The sequence below is a fragment of the Candidatus Halobonum tyrrellensis G22 genome, from assembly GCF_000495475.1.
In the GTDB taxonomy this organism is placed as follows: Archaea; Halobacteriota; Halobacteria; order Halobacteriales; family Haloferacaceae; genus Halobonum; species Halobonum tyrrellense.
Genome location: NZ_ASGZ01000013.1, coordinates 65,211 through 80,412 on the forward strand (window position 1 = coordinate 65,211; position 15,202 = coordinate 80,412).

The following is a 15,202-nucleotide window of genomic DNA, read 5'->3' on the forward strand; positions in this document are numbered from 1 at the left end:
GGGCGACTCCCGGTCCCGCTCACCGCGGCTCTCGGGCGGTCGACCGGGCGAGCCGGACCGCCGAGACGACCGTGAGCAGCGTCGCCACCAGGAGCGCCGTCGAGGTGGCGAGGACGAACGCCAGCAGGAGGAAGTACCCCTCCGCGCCGAACACCGGGTACTCGCGGCTGCCGACGAACGGGCCGAGCAGTTCGAACACGCGGACCGCGTAGACGCCGACCGCGAGCGACAGGCCGACGGCGAGACCGACCGCGGCGTTCCGGCGGACCGACAGCGCCGAGAGCAGGCCGCCGCCCGGCGGGCGGTCGGGGCGTTGGGTATCCCGGCTCACGGTCGGGGTTACGCGTGGTCGCCCATAGCCTCGTCGGGACGCGACCGTCCCGGCCGCGTCCGGGCGGCGGGGGTCGGCGGACTCGACCGCTCAGGCGTACGCCTCGAACTCCTCGCCGCGCGCGAGGAAGTAGACGGTCCCGACGAGACCGACGACGGTGGCGAGGGTGAACGCGGCCGTCGGCGAGACGTCGTAGAGGTAGCCGCCGACGAGGCCGCTCGGGATGACGACCACGTTCCGGACGAGGTAGTACGACCCCGTGACGCGGCCGCCGGCGCCCGACTCGGCGGGACCGACGATCAGCGCCTTGTGGGCGGGCAGGCCCGCGAACCGCAGCCCCGAGAACGCGAACAGCACGACGAGGACGGCGGCCGCCGACACCTCGCCGACGGGCGCGAGCGACACCGGGTCGCGCGGCGCGGTGATGAGGACGACCGGGAACGCCGCGTACACCGCGAACCCGAGCGCGACGACCGGCTTGAGACCGACCCGCTCGGCGAGACGCGCGACGGGCACCATCGTCAGCAGGGCGACGGCCATCTCGACGGCGAGGAGGACGCCGAAGAACGCCGCCGGCGGGAGCCGACCGACGACGGGGAGCGTGACGCCGACGCCGAACTCGTTGACGACGACGAGCGAGAAGAACGCGTACACCATCCCGTTTGCGAACCGGACGAGCGTGTCCCCCACCAGCAGGGGCCGGAGCGGGTCGGGGAGCGCGCGCAGGTCCGCGCGCACGGAGTCGAGTCCCTCGAACGACGTCCCGAGGCTGTCCTCGCTCGCGTCGTAGAGGACGTGTTGGGCGACGGTCGCGAGCAGGCCGAACCCCGCCGCGACGAGAAGCAGCACTCGGAACCCCGACTCGAACGCGTAGGCGGCGAGCACGCCCGCCGCGAGCAGCGGCCCGAGGAGGAACGCGGTCCGGCGGAACGTCTCGGTGCTGGCGAACCCGGCGGCGAGCCGCGAGGGGGGGACGCTCTGTTTGACCACCGCGAACGTCGCGCCCAGCCCGAACGACTTCCACGCCTGCGAGAGAAACAGTCCGAAAAAGAGGAGGACCACGGCCAGGGAGGTGGGACCGACCGCGACCGACGCGAGGTCGCCCGCGGCCCACCAGACGAGGAAGCCGACCGTGGAGGCGAGCCCGAACGCGGTGAGCGCGGTCCGCGAGCCGATCCGGTCGGAGAGCGCCCCGCCGGGGTAGGGGTACACCGCCCCGATGAGGTCGCCGACCGTTCGGTAGAGCCCGACCACCACCGAACTCGCACCGAGGGCGTCGAGGTAGACGGGCATGTACCGGCCGGTCATCTGGAAACCGAGGCTGAACGCGAACATGGCGACCGACAGCACCAGCACGTCGCCCGACAGCGCGAGGAAGCCGCGGAACGTCCCGAGCGGGTCCGGCTCCGAGTCGGTCGCGTCGGCCGGGGGGTCTCCCATCGTCGTTCACCTGGGTAGCAGCCGGCTAAAGCCCACCGGGGCCGGCATAGAACCTGAAACACTTTACCCGTCGCCTCAGTAGCCCCGGTCATGGGATTGTTCGATCGGCTGCGCGGAGACGACAACCCGCGCGTCGCGTTCCTCGGCATCGACGGCGTCCCCTACTCGCTGCTCTCTGAGCATCCGGACGAGTTCCCCAACTTCGCCGCCATCGACTCGGAGGGTACCAGCGGGGCGATCGACTCGATCGTCCCGCCGGAGTCGTCCGCCTGCTGGCCGGCGCTCACGACGGGCGTCAACCCCGGCGAGACCGGAGTGTACGGCTTCCAGGACCGCGAAGTCGGCTCGTACGACACCTACGTCCCGATGGGGCGGGACGTGCAGGCGACGCGCGTGTGGGACCGCGTGGTCGAGGAGGGACTCGACGCGTCGGTGATGAACGTCCCCGTGACGTTCCCGCCCCAGCGGAACGTCCAGCGGATGGTGTCGGGGTTCCTCTCGCCGGACATCGACAAGGCGGCCCAGCCCGACGAGCTCCGCGAGTACCTCAAGTCGATCGACTACCGGATCGACACGAACGCGAAGCTCGGGCACAAAGACGACAAGTCGGAGTTCATCGAGAACGCCAACAAGACGCTCGACGCGCGCTACGAGGCGTTCAGCCACTACTTCGAGCAGGACGACTGGGACCTGTTCTTCGGCGTCTTCATGACGACCGACCGGGTGAACCACTTCCTGTACAAGGACTACCACCAGGAGGGCGAGTACTACGACGAGTTCATGGCGTTCTACAAGAAGGTCGACGAGTACGTCGGCCGCCTCCGGAGCCAACTCGACGACGACGTGACGCTCGTCGTCGCCTCCGACCACGGGTTCACCTACGAGGACTACGAGGTGGAGATGAACCGCTGGCTCGAACAGGAGGGGTGGCTCACCTTCGAGGACGACGACCACGAGGAACTCGACGACATCGCCGACGAGACGACGGCGTACTCGCTGATCCCGGGGCGCTTTTACGTCAACCTCGAGGGGCGCGAGCCCCGCGGGAGCGTCCCCGAGTCGGAGTACGAGTCGACCCGCGACGAACTCAAGGCGGCGCTCGAACAGTTGGAGGGCCCCGACGGGGAGAAGGTCGCACAGCGCGTCGTCGAGAAGGAGGAGGCGTTCCGCGGCGACCACGACGACATCGCGCCCGACCTCGTGATGATCCCGAACCACGGGTTCGACCTGAAGGCGAAGTTCAAGGCGCACGACGACGGCGTGTTCTCGCACGGCCCGCGCAACGGGATGCACAGCTTCTCGAACGCGACGCTGTACGTCGACGACCCCGAGGCCACCATCGCCGACGCCGACCTGTTCGACATCGCGCCCACCATCCTCGACCTGATGGACATCGACTACGCGCGCGCCGAGTTCGACGGCGCGTCGCTGGTCTGAGCGGTCGACTCGCGTTCAGCCGAAGCTCTCGACTTTCGCCTCCTCGACCGGGTAGCCCGCCTCCGACAGCGCCGCGGTCGCCTCCTCGACGAACGACGCGAACCCGTAGACGAACGCCCGTTCGCCCTCGCGGCCGGTGACCGCGTCGGCCGCGCCGGCCGCGACGTCGCCGTCGGTGACGACCACCGACGCGCCGCGGTCGCGGAGGGCGTCGAGTCGCTCCCGGTGGGCGGGGGTGTCGTCGCGGTAGACGACCGCCGCCTCGTTGCCCGCGTCGAGGGCGGCCTCCGCGATGGCGACCGCCGGCCCGACGCCCGCCCCGCCCGCGAGGACGACCGCACGGGGTTCCCCCTCGTAGTACTCCTCGCCGAACGGTCCCGACAGGTCGAGTTCGTCGCCCGCCGTCAGGTCGGCGAGGTACGCCGAGAACTCGCCGCCGTCGAGACCCACGGTGGTCTCGAACGTCCCGTCGGTGTCCGGCGACGACACCGTGTAGAAGCGCGCGTGCTCCTCGCCGTCGACGGACGCCGACAGGCGGACGAACTGGCCCGGCCGCGCGTCGAACCCGGGGGGCGACTCGAAGGTGACCGCGACGGTGTCGGAACCGACCGTCGACACGGAGCGAACGGCGATCGTAGCGTCCATACCGGGCGTTGTCGCGCGGGCCACCCGAAACTGTCGGAACGCGCCGCGGCGTCCCCGGCAGGTCGAGGGTCGGCGCCGTCGCGACGCCCGCCGTCCGGGCGCCCGGGCGACCGCCGTCCCAGGGAGGCGGCGCGGGCGGCTGCCGAAACGCGGGAAATTCGGGGAGAACGACCGGGTTTCTTTCGGAATTTCGGCTCGGGCTGTCGGATCGTCGTTACTTCGGGAGCGAATACCGAAATCGGCGCGCGTGAGGTGTCTCCCCCTTTCAGAAGGCTTTTCCTCCGACCCCGGGTAGGGCAGACTAGTATGCCAGCGGACTTCAACTGGGCCATCGGCGGGGAGGCTGGCGATGGCATCGACTCTACGGGAAAGATCTTCGCGCAGGCACTCTCCCGGGCGGGTCGACACGTCTTCACGTCGAAGGACTTCGCGTCCCGGATCCGCGGCGGGTACACCGCCTACAAGGTCCGGACGTCGGTCGACCGCGTCGACTCGGTGGTCGACCGCCTCGACGTACTGATCGCGCTCACGCCGCGAACGATCGACGAGAACCTCGACGAACTCCACGACGACTCGGTCGTGATCTACGACGGCGAGCGGACGACGATGCAGGACGTCGAGATTCCCGGCGAGATGACCGGCCTCGACGTGCCGCTCAAGCGACTCGGCGAGGAGGCGGGCGGGGCGATCATGCGCAACGTCGTCGCGCTCGGGGCCGCGTGCGAGGTGACCAACTTCCCGATCGAGAACCTCGACTCCGCGCTCAAGAAGCGGTTCGGCGACAAGGGGCAGGCGATCGTCGACAACAACAAGCAGGCGGCCCGTAACGGCGTCGAGTACGTCGAGAAGGAGCACGGCGACCTCTCGTTCGACTACGACCTGGAGACGACCGACAACGACTACGTCCTGCTCAACGGCGACGAGGCGATCGGCATGGGTGCGATCGCCGCCGGCTGTAAGTACTACGCCGGCTACCCGATCACGCCCGCGACCGACGTGATGACGTACCTGACGGGGCGGATCGAGCAGTTCGGCGGGCACGTCGTCCAGGCGGAGGACGAACTCGCGGCGATCAACCTCGCGCTCGGGGCGGCGCGGGCGGGCGCGCGGTCGATGACCGCCACCTCCGGGCCGGGGATCGACCTGATGACCGAGACGTTCGGGCTGGTCGCCACCTCGGAGACGCCGCTGGTGATCTGCGACGTGATGCGGTCGGGTCCCTCGACGGGGATGCCGACCAAACAGGAGCAGGGCGACCTCAACATGCTGCTGTACGGCGGCCACGGCGAGGTGCCGCGGTTCGTCGTCGCGCCCACCACCGTCGCGGAGTGTTTCTGGAAGACGGTGGAGGCGTTCAACCTCGCCGAGAAGTACCAGACGCCGGTGTTCATCGCCGCCGACCTCGCGATGGCGGTCACCGAACAGACGTTCGAACCCGAGACGTTCGACATGGACGCGGTGGAGGTCGACCGCGGCAACCTCGTCGACGAGGAGACGGTCGGGGACCACCAGACCGACGCCGAGCAGTTCAAGCCGCACGAACTCACCGACGACGGCGTCAGCCCGCGTGCGACCCCCGGCACCGCCGGCGGCGCGCACATGTCCACCGGTCTCGAACACGACGAACTCGGGCGACGGACCGAGGACACCGACATGCGGGTCGAACAGGTCGACAAGCGCAACCGGAAGGTCGAGACCGCCCGCGAGCGCGAGGGGTTCGAGGCGCGGGAGTTCGGCGACCCCGACGCCGACACGCTCGTCGTCTCGTGGGGGTCGAACGAGGGTGCCCTGCGCGAGGCGCTCGAACTCCTAGAGGAGGACGGCGTCGACGTGCGCGTGCTGTCGTGTCCGTACATCTTCCCGCGGCCGGACTTCTCGGAGGCGTTCGACGAGGCGGAGGACGTCATCGTCGTCGAGTGTAACGCCTCGGGGCAGTTCGCGGACGTGCTCGAACACGACACCCTCACCCGCGTCAAGCGCGTGAACAAGTACAACGGCGTGCGATTCAAGGCCGACGAACTCGCAACCCGGATCAAGGAGACCCTCGACAGGGAGACCCTGGAGGCCGACCAATGAGCTCAGACGTTAGATTCACCGACTTCAAGTCCGACAAACAGCCCACGTGGTGTCCCGGCTGCGGCGACTTCGGGACGATGAACGGCATGATGAAGGCGCTCGCGGAGACGGGGAACGACCCCGACAACACCTTCGTCGTCGCCGGCATCGGCTGTTCGGGCAAGATCGGCACGTACATGCACAGCTACGCGCTCCACGGCGTGCACGGCCGGGCGCTCCCGGTCGGCGCGGGCGTGAAGATGGCCAACCCCGACCTCGAAGTGATGGTCGCGGGCGGCGACGGCGACGGCTACTCGATCGGCGCGGGTCACTTCGTCCACGCCGTCCGGCGGAACGTCGACATGTCCTACATCGTCATGGACAACCGGATCTACGGGCTGACCAAGGGGCAGGCGTCGCCCACCTCGCGTGAGGACTTCGAGACGGCGACCACCCCCGAGGGGCCGAAACAGCCCCCCGTCAACCCGCTCGCGCTCGCGCTCGCGTCGGGCGCGACGTTCATCGCCCAGTCGTTCTCCTCGGACGCGCTGCGCCACCAGGAGATCGTCCAGAAGGCGATCGAACACGACGGGTTCGGCTTCGTCAACGTGTTCAGCCCCTGCGTGACGTTCAACGACGTCGACACGTACGACTACTTCCGCGACTCGCTGGTCGACCTGGCCGACGAGGACTACGACCCGAACGACCGCGAGGCCGCCAAGGAGCGCGTCCTCGACGCCGACAAGGAGTACATGGGCGTGCTCTACCAGGACGACGAGTCGGTGCCGTACGGCAAACAGCACGGACTCGACTCGAACATGAGCGAGGTCGACGAGGGCGCGCCCGACGGCGCGACGGACCTCGTGCGCGAGTTCTACTGAACCACTTTTAGCGGGGGCCTCCTCGCTCGCGCGGCTTCGCCGCGCTCGCTCGTCGACCCCCGCCAAAACCCGTTCACGCTCGAAAGGGCCGCTCGCTCGGGCCTCCGGCCCTCGCTCGCGGTCGGCGGAGGTACCGCCGCGGCACCGCACGACACCGCACCGCCTCCGCGCCGCAATCGGATCCGCTCGTTCTGCTCGTTCCGCGGTTTCTCGGCGCGCGGCCGGAAGGTCGAAACCGCCCGCGTCCGAGACCCGAGGTGTGTCGAACGACGAGACGCCGGACACCGCGGAGGCACCGATCGGGGGTAGGATCGTCGAACGCGTCGCCGACGAACGGGGGGTCGACCCCGAGACGCTGTCGGACGCGCTCGTCGAGGTGAACGCCGTCCTCATCGGCCGGCACGGCGAACTGGAGCGGTCGGCCGACCACGTCACCGTCGACGAGGTGCGCGCCTACCGGGTCGAGGAGGGGCGGTGGGACGACCTGCTCGACGGGGCGGGGTTCGACTTCGGCGACGACCTCACCGCCGCCGTCGAGGCGGCACACACCGAGCACGCCCGCCTGCTGTTCGCCGACGCGGTCGACGCCGACGAGCGGTTCGAACCCGGCGAACTCGGCGTGGTCGTCGGCGTCGACACCGCAGAAGAGTTCTGAGTTCGGCGACTCAGCGCTGGCGGACGACGACGAACTCCGCGAGGTCGCGGAGGTAGCCCCGCGCGTCCGACTCGCCGACGCCCGTCGTCTCTAAGGCTTCGAGCGCCAGGTCGGCCTGCTCGCGCGCGCGGTCGTTCGCCTCCTCGGGCGTGAGGTCCGTCACCTGTAGCAGCGACGGCCGGTCGACCGCCTCGTCCTGCCCGGTGGGCTTGCCCAACGCCTCCTCGTCGGCGGTCGCGTCCAACACGTCGTCGCGTATCTGGAAGGCCACGCCCACCCGCTCGGCGTACTCGCCGAACGCCTCGACCGCGAACCCGTCGGTGTCGGCGGCGACCGCGCCGAGTTCGGCGGCCGCGCGGAACAGCGCGCCCGTCTTCCGGCGCGCGAGTTCCATGTACTCCGCCTCGTTCGCGGGGCGGTCGACCAGTTCGACCGCCTCGCCCTCGCCGAGTTCGACCATCGACTCCGCGACCACCTGCATCGCCCGCTCGTCCCGCGAGAACAGCGCGAACGCCTCGCCCAACAGGCCGTCGGAGGCGACCAGCGCCGCGCCGTAGCCGTACTCGGCCCACGCGCTCGGCGTCCCGCGGCGGACCGCCGAGCGGTCGATGATGTCGTCGACGACGAGCGACGCGTTGTGGACGAGTTCGACCCCGACGGCGAAGTCGACCGCGGTCTCGATGTCGCCGCCCGCCGCCTCGCAGGCGAGGAGCGTGACCGTCGGCCGGACGCGCTTCCCCCCCGCGAGCACGACGTGTTCCAACTCGCCGGAGAGTTCGGCCGGGTCGACCGCCCCGGTCACCTCCCGTAGGCGGTCGTCGACCATCGCGACCCGACGCTCCAGATACTCCATTGGCGGCGGTCGGGGCGCGGTATGCAAGAGGCTACCGGAGTGAGGCGCGCCGCTCGCGGGCGCGTCGACGACGGATCGAGCGTGGACCCGCGAACGGCGATGAGCGGCACGACGGGCGAGAACCGACGTGAAGCGAGGACGGACGACGGCGGCGAGCGGGCAGCCGAATCGAACCCGGACGGGCGGTGCGGTCCCCGTCCCCTACGGCGACGGCTCGGCCGGCGGTCGGCGGCGTCGGGCGGTCGCGAACCGCGCGGGCGGCCCGGCCGCCTCGAACGACTCAGACTACTCGAACTGCTCGATGAGCGCGGGCACCACCTCGAACAGGTCACCCACCACCCCGTAGTCGGCGATGTCGAAGATGGGCGCGTTCGGGTCGTCGTTGACCGCGATGATCGTCTCGCTGCCCTTCATGCCGGCGACGTGTTGGACCGCGCCGGAGATGCCGATGGCGAGATAGACGTCGGGCGTCACCTGTTTGCCCGACTGGCCGACCTGCCGGGCGGGGTCGAGCCAGCCGTTGTCGACGAGGGGTCGCGACGACGACAGCGTCGCGCCGGTCGCCTCCACGAGGTCGTAGATCAGGTCGAGGTTCTCCTCCTCCTCGATGCCGCGGCCGATGGAGACGAGGAACTCCGCGTCAGCGATGTCGACGTCGCCGCCGCCGACCTCCTCGAACCCCAGCACGCGCGAGGGGAACGCCGACTCGTCGGCGTCGAACGCGAACGGCCGGATCTCGGCCTCCCCCGGCGCGTCGGTGGGCGGCCACTCGCCGCCGCGGACCGTGACCGCGAACGGCTCCTCGTCGACGGCGACGGTGGTCTCGACCTTCGAGCCGTACATCTCGCGGGTCGCCTCCAGTCCGCCGTCGTACGAGAGTCCGACCGCGTCCGACACCAGCGGCAGGTCGAGCGCGTTCGCCACCGCGGGCGCGTAGTCCAACCCGTTGACCGAGTTGGGCATCACCAGCGCCGTCGGATCGAGTTCCTCGACCAGCGCCGCGGTCGCCGCGGCGTACAGGTCGTGGTTGAACTCCTCGCCCTCGTCGACCGTGTGGACGGCGTCGACCCCCTCGACGTCGAGCATCTCCGCGAACCGCTCGACGTCGCCCGCCACCACCGCCAGGTGGAGTTCGCCGCCCACCGCGTCGGCGAGTTCGCGACACGCGGTCACGAGTTCGAAGCTCACGTCGCGCAGTTCGCCCCGGCGGTGGTCGGCGACCCCGAGCACCGCGACGTCCCCGTCGGCGCTCATTCGCCGACCACCCCCCGATCGCGGAGCACCTCGGCCACCCGCGACGCCTGCTCGTCGGCGTCGCCGTCGAAGTAGGTGGCGTCCGACTGCGTCTCGGGTTCGGTCATCCCGGTCCGTCGGACCGGCGAGTCGACCGCGCCCGCGTCGAGTCCCAGGTCGGCCAGCCCCCGGACCGCGATCTCCTTCGACTGCGCCTGCCGGATGCCGCGCAGGCTGGCGTACCGCGGTTCGTTGATCCCCGTCTGGATGGTGAACACCGCCGGCAGGTCCACCTCGGTCAGTTCCTCGACCCCGCCCTCCAGTTCGCGGTGGACGCTCGCGGTCGTCAGGTCGTCGTCCAGGTCCAACTGGTTGACGACCGCCGCCCACCCGAAGCCGAGTTCGTCCGCGAGCGACACCCCGGTCGCGCCGTAGCCGTCGTCGCTCGCCTGCACGCCCGTCAGAATCAGATCGGGCTCCTCCTCGGCGGCGACCGCCGCGAGCAGTCGCGTCTTCGCCGCCACGTCCAACTCGGCGGCCGCGATATCGTCGTCCCACACGCGGACCGCGCGGTCGACCCCCTTCGCGAGCGCCATCCGGACCGTCTCATCGGCGCGTTCGGGACCGATCGTCGCCGACACCACCTCCGCGTCGTCGGTCGCCTCGGCGATCCGCACGCCCGCCTCGACGGCGTAGTCGTCCCACTCGTTCAGGTCGTACTCCAGGTACCGCTCGTCGATGTCGGTACCCTCGATCTCGAAGTCGTCGGCCGCCGACGCGACCTCCTTGACGGTGACGAGGATCTTCATCGTCCACCCGTGTCGCGGTCGCGGGTAAACAGTTTCGGAAACGGGGTCCGCGCCGCCCGCGAACCCGGCGGAGCGGCCCTCAGCCGACCGTCGCGGCCCCGTCACGCGCGGCGAGACCCCGCGGGGGTCGGCTACGCGTCCGTCTCGTCGCCCTCGAACTGTTCGACGAGCGCGGGCACCACCTCGAACAGGTCGCCCACCACCCCGTAGTCGGCGACGTCGAAGATGGGCGCGCTCGGGTCCCGGTCGATCGCGACGACCGTCTCGCTGTTCTCCATCTGGCCGACGTGCTGGGCCGCCCCGGAGATGCCGACCGCGAGGTAGACGGTGGGCCGGACGTACTGCCCGGACTGGCCGACCTGTCGACTCCGCTCGACCCAGCCGCTGTCGACGACCGGCCGCGAGGCGACGAGCGTCCCGCCGGTCACCTCGGCGAGTCGCTCGACGAGTTCGAGGTTCTCCTCCGAGCCGATCCCGCGGCCGACCGCGATCAGGAGGTCGGCGTACGTGACGTCGATCGCCTCGCCGACCTCCTCGAACCCCAACACCCGCGACCCGAGCGCGGACTCGTCGACCGCCACCTCGAACGGCCGGATCTCGGCCTCGCCCGTGTTGTCCGTCACCGGGAACGCGCCGTCGCGGACCGTCAGGGCGAACGGCGTCTCCTCGACCGCGACGGTGACCTCCAGTTTCGAGCGGTAGATCCGACGGGTCACCTCCACGTCGCCGCCGTCAGTCGAGAGCGCGACCGCGCCGGACGCGAGCGGCAGGTCGAGCCTGTTCGCCACCGCGGGCGCGTAGTCCAGTCCGTTGACCGACCCCGGCATCACCAACACCTCGGGTTCGAGGTCGGCGTACAGCGCCTCGACCGTCGTCGCGTACACGTCGTGGTTGAACTCCTCGCCGTCCGCCACCGTGTGGACGGCGTCGACCCCCTCGACGTCGAGCATCTCCGCGAACCGCTCGACGTCGCCTGCCACCACCGCCAGGTGGAGTTCGCCGCCGACCGCGTCGACGAGGCTCCGCCCCGCCGTGACCATCTCGAAGCTCACGTCGCGAAGCTCCCCCCGTCGGTGGTCGACGACCGCGAGCACGCCGCCCTCGGCGTCGGCGCCGGCGCTCATCCGTCGACGACTCCCTCGTCGCGGAGCAGGTCGGCCACCCCCGCCGCCCGTTCGTCCGTGTCGCCGTCGAAGTAGGTGGTCGACACGCCCCGGTCCGGCACCGACGCGCCCGTCCGCCGGAACGGCGACTCGACCGCCCCCGCGTCGAGTCCCAGGTCGGCGAGGCCCCGCCGCTCGATCGGTTCGGCGTCCGGCCCGTCCCCGATCGGGCTGGCCGCCCGGGGGTCGGTGCTCCCGACCTGGACGGTGAGCACCGCCGGCAGGTCCACCTCGCTCAACTCCTCGACGCCGCCCTCCAGTTCGCGGTGGACCCGCGCGCGCGCGAGCGCGTCGTCGACCTCGACCCGGTTGACGACCGCCGCCCACTCGACGCCGAGTTCGTCCGCGAGCGACACCCCGGTCGCGCCGAACTCGTCGTCGCTCGCCTGCACGCCCGTCAGAATCAGGTCGGGCTCCTCCTCGGCGGCGACCGCCGCGAGCAGCCGCGTCTTCGCCGCCACGTCCAACTCGGCGGCCGCGATATCGTCGTCCCACACGCGAATCGCGCGGTCGACTCCCTTCGCGAGCACCGTCCGGACCGTCTCCTCGGCCCGCTCGGGACCGATCGTCACCGACACCACCTCGGTGTCGGCGCCGGCGGCGTCGGCGTCGTCGGCGGCGTCGTCGAACTGTTCGGCGACCCTGACGCCGGTCTCGACGGCGTACTCGTCCCACTCGTTCAGGCCGTACGCCAAGTGACGACGGTCGATATCGACCCCGTCGATCTCGAACCCGTCTGTCGCCTCCGCGACCTCCTTGACGGCGACGAGGACCTTCATCGACCGCCCGTACCCGCGGTCGCGGGTAAACAGTTTCGGCACCCGCGGCGCGGGTCAGGTCCCGTCGGTCCCGCCCGGTCCGTCCGCCCCGTCGGCGTCGGCCGCGTCGTCGTAGTCGGGCAGCGAGATGAGGTTCTCGCGGCCGAGTCGGAGCTTCTCGACCCGCTCGTCGTCCGCCATCGCCGACAGGAGCTGTGACACCTTCGCGTCCGACCAGCCGGTCTCCTGGACGATGGCGGCCTGCCGCATCCGCCCGCCGTTGCGGTCGAGGAGGCGTTCGACGCGCTCCTCGTCAGAGAGGAGTTCGACGTCCGTCTCGTCTTCCCCGTCAGCGTCCGTCCCGCCGGTGTCGGCCGCGTCGGCGTCACTCCCGCCGGCGGGGTCGGCGGGCGCGTCGTCGCCGGCCGGCGACGTGGCCCCGCCGTCCGTCGGTCGGCCGCTCACCGGGCCGGCGGCCGCCGCGGGCGTCCGGCTCTCCCCCTCCCCGTCGCCCGCGCGCTGTCGGCGGTAGAGGAGGACCGCGACGGCCGCCGCGAGGAGGCCGCCGCCGAGGGCGACGAGCAGGAGCCCCTGGTCGTCGAGTCCCCACGGGTCGGGCGTGGTCGCCGTCGGGGCGAACCGGATCGAAAGCTGGTCGGCGTCGAGGACGGCCGCGCCCGTGATCACGACCCGGCGGTCGTCGATCTGGTAGCGGGGCGGCACGTCGACGTCGGAGGGGATGTACCCCGCCGGCGGCGCGACGACGAGCCGCTGCCCCGACTGGAGCGTGCGGAACCAGGTCGTGTTCTCGGCCGTCCGGAACACGTCCGCGAGCACGAGTTGGCCGGTGTCGTCGCGGCCGACGAACCCGGTCCACGTGAAGTTGAGCCGGAGCACGCCCGCCGTCTCGTTGACGAGCCCGGCGGACCGGTTGACGTCGCGGATCGCCATCTCGCGGCCGGTGGCGTTCTCCGCGACGGCCGCCGCGTTCCGGAAGACGACCGCGCTCGGCCCGCCGACCGCCTCGCCGGCTTCGTACCGGTCGGCGTACGCCTCGAAGGCCGCGCGGTCGGCGTCCGTCTCGAACGGGAACGTCGTGGTGACGCTCCACCGCGCGCTCCGGTCGTCGTGGACCGAGACGACGAACTCGGTCGTCGGCCGACCGAACGAGGACAACTGGACCTGCTGAGGGGAGGGGCCGGACGCGCCCGCGAGCGCGTCGTGGTCGGCGCCGCCGGCCGCCGACGGCGGGGCGGCGACGGCCGCCGTCGAGGGGGCGAGGAGACAGAGGGCGGCGAAGAGGAGGGCGACGTACCGCATCGTGAACTCGGTCACCGTGACCCGGCAAAACGCTTTCCATCGTTCGCCCGGGAGCGGGGAGAAGCCCCGAGACGGGGTTGCAGGGTCTTTTTATGCCGGGCGCGGGTACCCGGCCGTATGAGAGCCTCCCCCGTTCTCGCCGCCCTCCTCCTCGTCTGTGTCGCGGTCGTCGGGGGCGTCACCCCTCTCGCCGGGACGGTGCGGCCCGACGCCCCGGCGCGGAACGCGGCCGCGGTCGGAACCGGAACGGTCGGCGCGTCGGTGCCGGGCGTCGCCGCGGACGCCGACGGCAACGCCACCCCAGCCGCCGACTCGTCCGGCGTCGACGCCCCGCTGCCGCCGACCGACGCGAGCGTCGCCGACCCCGTCCCGGTCGCCGCCGTCAACGCGACGAACGTGACCGGGACGGTGAACGTCTCGCGGGTGCTCTGGCTCCCCTCGGGCGCCACGCCCGTCACGCGGATGGATTCGGTCACTATCGACGCCGGCGTCGCGGTGTCGTTCGGCACCAACCGCTCGGCCGAGCGGATGGAGACGATCGCGGTGCGCGAGCGGGTCCGAAGCGCCGACGGCGCCGAGGCGCGGAGCCAGGCGATCCTCGACGGGATGAACGCCGTCGAGCGCCGCGCGGTCACGCTCCGCACCCGCTCGCGGTCGACGGTCCGGTCGTACGCCAACGGCGAACTGACCGCGACCGACCTCGTGGTCGAACGCGCGCGGATCCGCGCGGAGGCGGGCGCGCTCGCCAACCGCGTCCGCCTGCTGTCGACGCTCGCCGAGGACGTCGAGGGGTTCTCGCTCAACACCGGGCGGACCCAGTCGCTCCTGTACGACCTCGAGACGTTCGGCGGCCCGGTCACCGACCGCGCGGTCGCCGCGCTCCGCGGGTCGGGCGACGCCACCCGACTGTACGTCTCCGCAACCGGTACGAACGTCGTCGTCACCACCGTCACCGACGGCGAGTACGTCCGCGAGACGTACCGGGGGGACCTGCGCAACCTCGACGGGTCGTCGATCCAGCCCGCCGTCGCCCAGGCCGTGACCGCGCGGAGCTACCCCGAGATATGGGACGCGCGGACCGCCACGAGCGGCTCCGGCCGCGGCGGGACGTTCATCTACCGGGTGGCGTACCCGGGGGGACAGCTCACCGCCTTCGTCGACGGAGGGAGCGAGCGCGTGTTCGAGGAGCACCAGCGGATCAACCTCACCACGTTCCCGAGCACGACGGTCGCGAACAACACCCAGAACGGGCTCACCCTCTCGGTGAACCGGTCGTACGCGGGCGGGCCGATCCGACTCGAACTGACCGACGCCTCGACCGGCGAACCCGTCGACGGGACGGTCCAACTCGGCCGCGGCGAGGACAGCACCACGGTCGGGCGGACGGGCGAGGACGGCGTCCTCTGGGCGCTCTCGCCGCGGGGGACGTACTACGTCACCGCGGTCGAGATCGGTACCCCGAACGCCGTCATCGTCGAGACGTCGCCGGTCGAACCGGAGACGGTCGCCGACACGTTCGACGCGAGCGAGGTCGGCGACAACGGCACCGCTACGACCCCGACCTCCGGCGGGACGCAGTGACCCCGGCTCGGCGGCCCGGCCGGCCCGCGCGACGGCCGGTC

Annotated in this window: 14 protein-coding genes; 5 read left to right on the forward strand and 9 right to left on the reverse strand. The window is 71.3% G+C overall.

The features are described from left to right. Positions 1-19 precede the first annotated feature (19 nt). Positions 20-331 carry a DUF7536 family protein gene (locus tag K933_RS04590; protein ID WP_023393521.1) on the reverse strand — a complete coding sequence of 104 codons (312 nt, stop codon included), beginning with the start codon at positions 329-331 and terminating at the stop codon, positions 20-22. A 90-nt stretch (positions 332-421) separates the two neighbouring features. Continuing rightward, complete coding sequence (locus K933_RS04595) at positions 422-1,771, reverse strand: MFS transporter (protein WP_023393522.1); 1,350 nt, start codon at positions 1,769-1,771, stop codon at positions 422-424. 90 nt (positions 1,772-1,861) lie between these two features. Here K933_RS04595 and K933_RS04600 point away from each other — a divergent pair, with 90 nt between their 5' ends. Continuing rightward, the gene (locus tag K933_RS04600) at positions 1,862-3,208 is read left to right on the forward strand and encodes an alkaline phosphatase family protein (RefSeq protein ID WP_023393523.1); all 1,347 of its coding nucleotides are present in this window, start codon (positions 1,862-1,864) and stop codon (positions 3,206-3,208) included. Positions 3,209-3,223: 15 nt separating this feature from the next. Here the strand turns inward: K933_RS04600 and K933_RS04605 are convergent, their stop codons facing one another. Next, positions 3,224-3,853, reverse strand: a complete 630-nt coding sequence (locus K933_RS04605) for an FAD-dependent oxidoreductase (protein ID WP_023393524.1) — start codon at positions 3,851-3,853, stop codon at positions 3,224-3,226. A 306-nt stretch (positions 3,854-4,159) separates the two neighbouring features. On the opposite strand from K933_RS04605, the gene K933_RS04610 reads away from it, so the two are divergent. The 3 genes from K933_RS04610 (at position 4,160) to K933_RS04620 (ending at position 7,444) form a co-directional block, all read left to right on the forward strand. Further along, positions 4,160-5,929: a 2-oxoacid:acceptor oxidoreductase subunit alpha gene (locus K933_RS04610; protein WP_023393525.1), complete on the forward strand. Its 1,770-nt coding sequence runs from the start codon at positions 4,160-4,162 to the stop codon at positions 5,927-5,929. After that, positions 5,926-6,789: a 2-oxoacid:ferredoxin oxidoreductase subunit beta gene (locus tag K933_RS04615; protein ID WP_023393526.1), complete on the forward strand. Its 864-nt coding sequence runs from the start codon at positions 5,926-5,928 to the stop codon at positions 6,787-6,789. Before K933_RS04610 ends, K933_RS04615 begins: the two co-directional genes overlap by 4 nt. A 259-nt stretch (positions 6,790-7,048) precedes the next feature. Further along, complete coding sequence (locus K933_RS04620; RefSeq protein WP_023393527.1) at positions 7,049-7,444, forward strand: hypothetical protein; 396 nt, start codon at positions 7,049-7,051, stop codon at positions 7,442-7,444. A 10-nt stretch (positions 7,445-7,454) separates the two neighbouring features. Here K933_RS04620 and K933_RS04625 read toward each other — a convergent pair whose 3' ends face one another. The 6 genes from K933_RS04625 to K933_RS04650 form a co-directional block, all read right to left on the reverse strand. Beyond that, positions 7,455-8,297 carry a polyprenyl synthetase family protein gene (locus K933_RS04625; protein WP_023393528.1) on the reverse strand — a complete coding sequence of 281 codons (843 nt, stop codon included), beginning with the start codon at positions 8,295-8,297 and terminating at the stop codon, positions 7,455-7,457. 285 nt (positions 8,298-8,582) lie between these two features. After that, a complete protein-coding gene (locus tag K933_RS04630; RefSeq protein WP_023393529.1) occupies positions 8,583-9,551 on the reverse strand; it encodes an electron transfer flavoprotein subunit alpha/FixB family protein in 969 nt (322 codons plus the stop codon). Continuing rightward, positions 9,548-10,339 carry an electron transfer flavoprotein subunit beta/FixA family protein gene (locus tag K933_RS04635; RefSeq protein ID WP_023393530.1) on the reverse strand — a complete coding sequence of 264 codons (792 nt, stop codon included), beginning with the start codon at positions 10,337-10,339 and terminating at the stop codon, positions 9,548-9,550. Before K933_RS04635 ends, K933_RS04630 begins: the two co-directional genes overlap by 4 nt. 131 nt (positions 10,340-10,470) lie before the next feature. Then, positions 10,471-11,463 carry an electron transfer flavoprotein subunit alpha/FixB family protein gene (locus tag K933_RS04640; RefSeq protein WP_023393531.1) on the reverse strand — a complete coding sequence of 331 codons (993 nt, stop codon included), beginning with the start codon at positions 11,461-11,463 and terminating at the stop codon, positions 10,471-10,473. Then, on the reverse strand, positions 11,460-12,281 hold the full coding sequence (locus K933_RS04645; protein ID WP_049947599.1) for an electron transfer flavoprotein subunit beta/FixA family protein: 822 nt from the start codon (positions 12,279-12,281) through the stop codon (positions 11,460-11,462). Before K933_RS04645 ends, K933_RS04640 begins: the two co-directional genes overlap by 4 nt. Positions 12,282-12,335: 54 nt before the next feature. Then, the gene (locus tag K933_RS04650; RefSeq protein WP_152529747.1) at positions 12,336-13,580 is read right to left on the reverse strand and encodes a helix-turn-helix transcriptional regulator; all 1,245 of its coding nucleotides are present in this window, start codon (positions 13,578-13,580) and stop codon (positions 12,336-12,338) included. A 117-nt stretch (positions 13,581-13,697) separates the two neighbouring features. Here K933_RS04650 and K933_RS04655 point away from each other — a divergent pair, with 117 nt between their 5' ends. Then, positions 13,698-15,161 (forward strand): DUF7094 domain-containing protein, encoded by a 1,464-nt coding sequence (locus K933_RS04655; protein WP_023393534.1) that lies wholly within the window; start codon positions 13,698-13,700, stop codon positions 15,159-15,161. Positions 15,162-15,202: the final 41 nt, after the last annotated feature.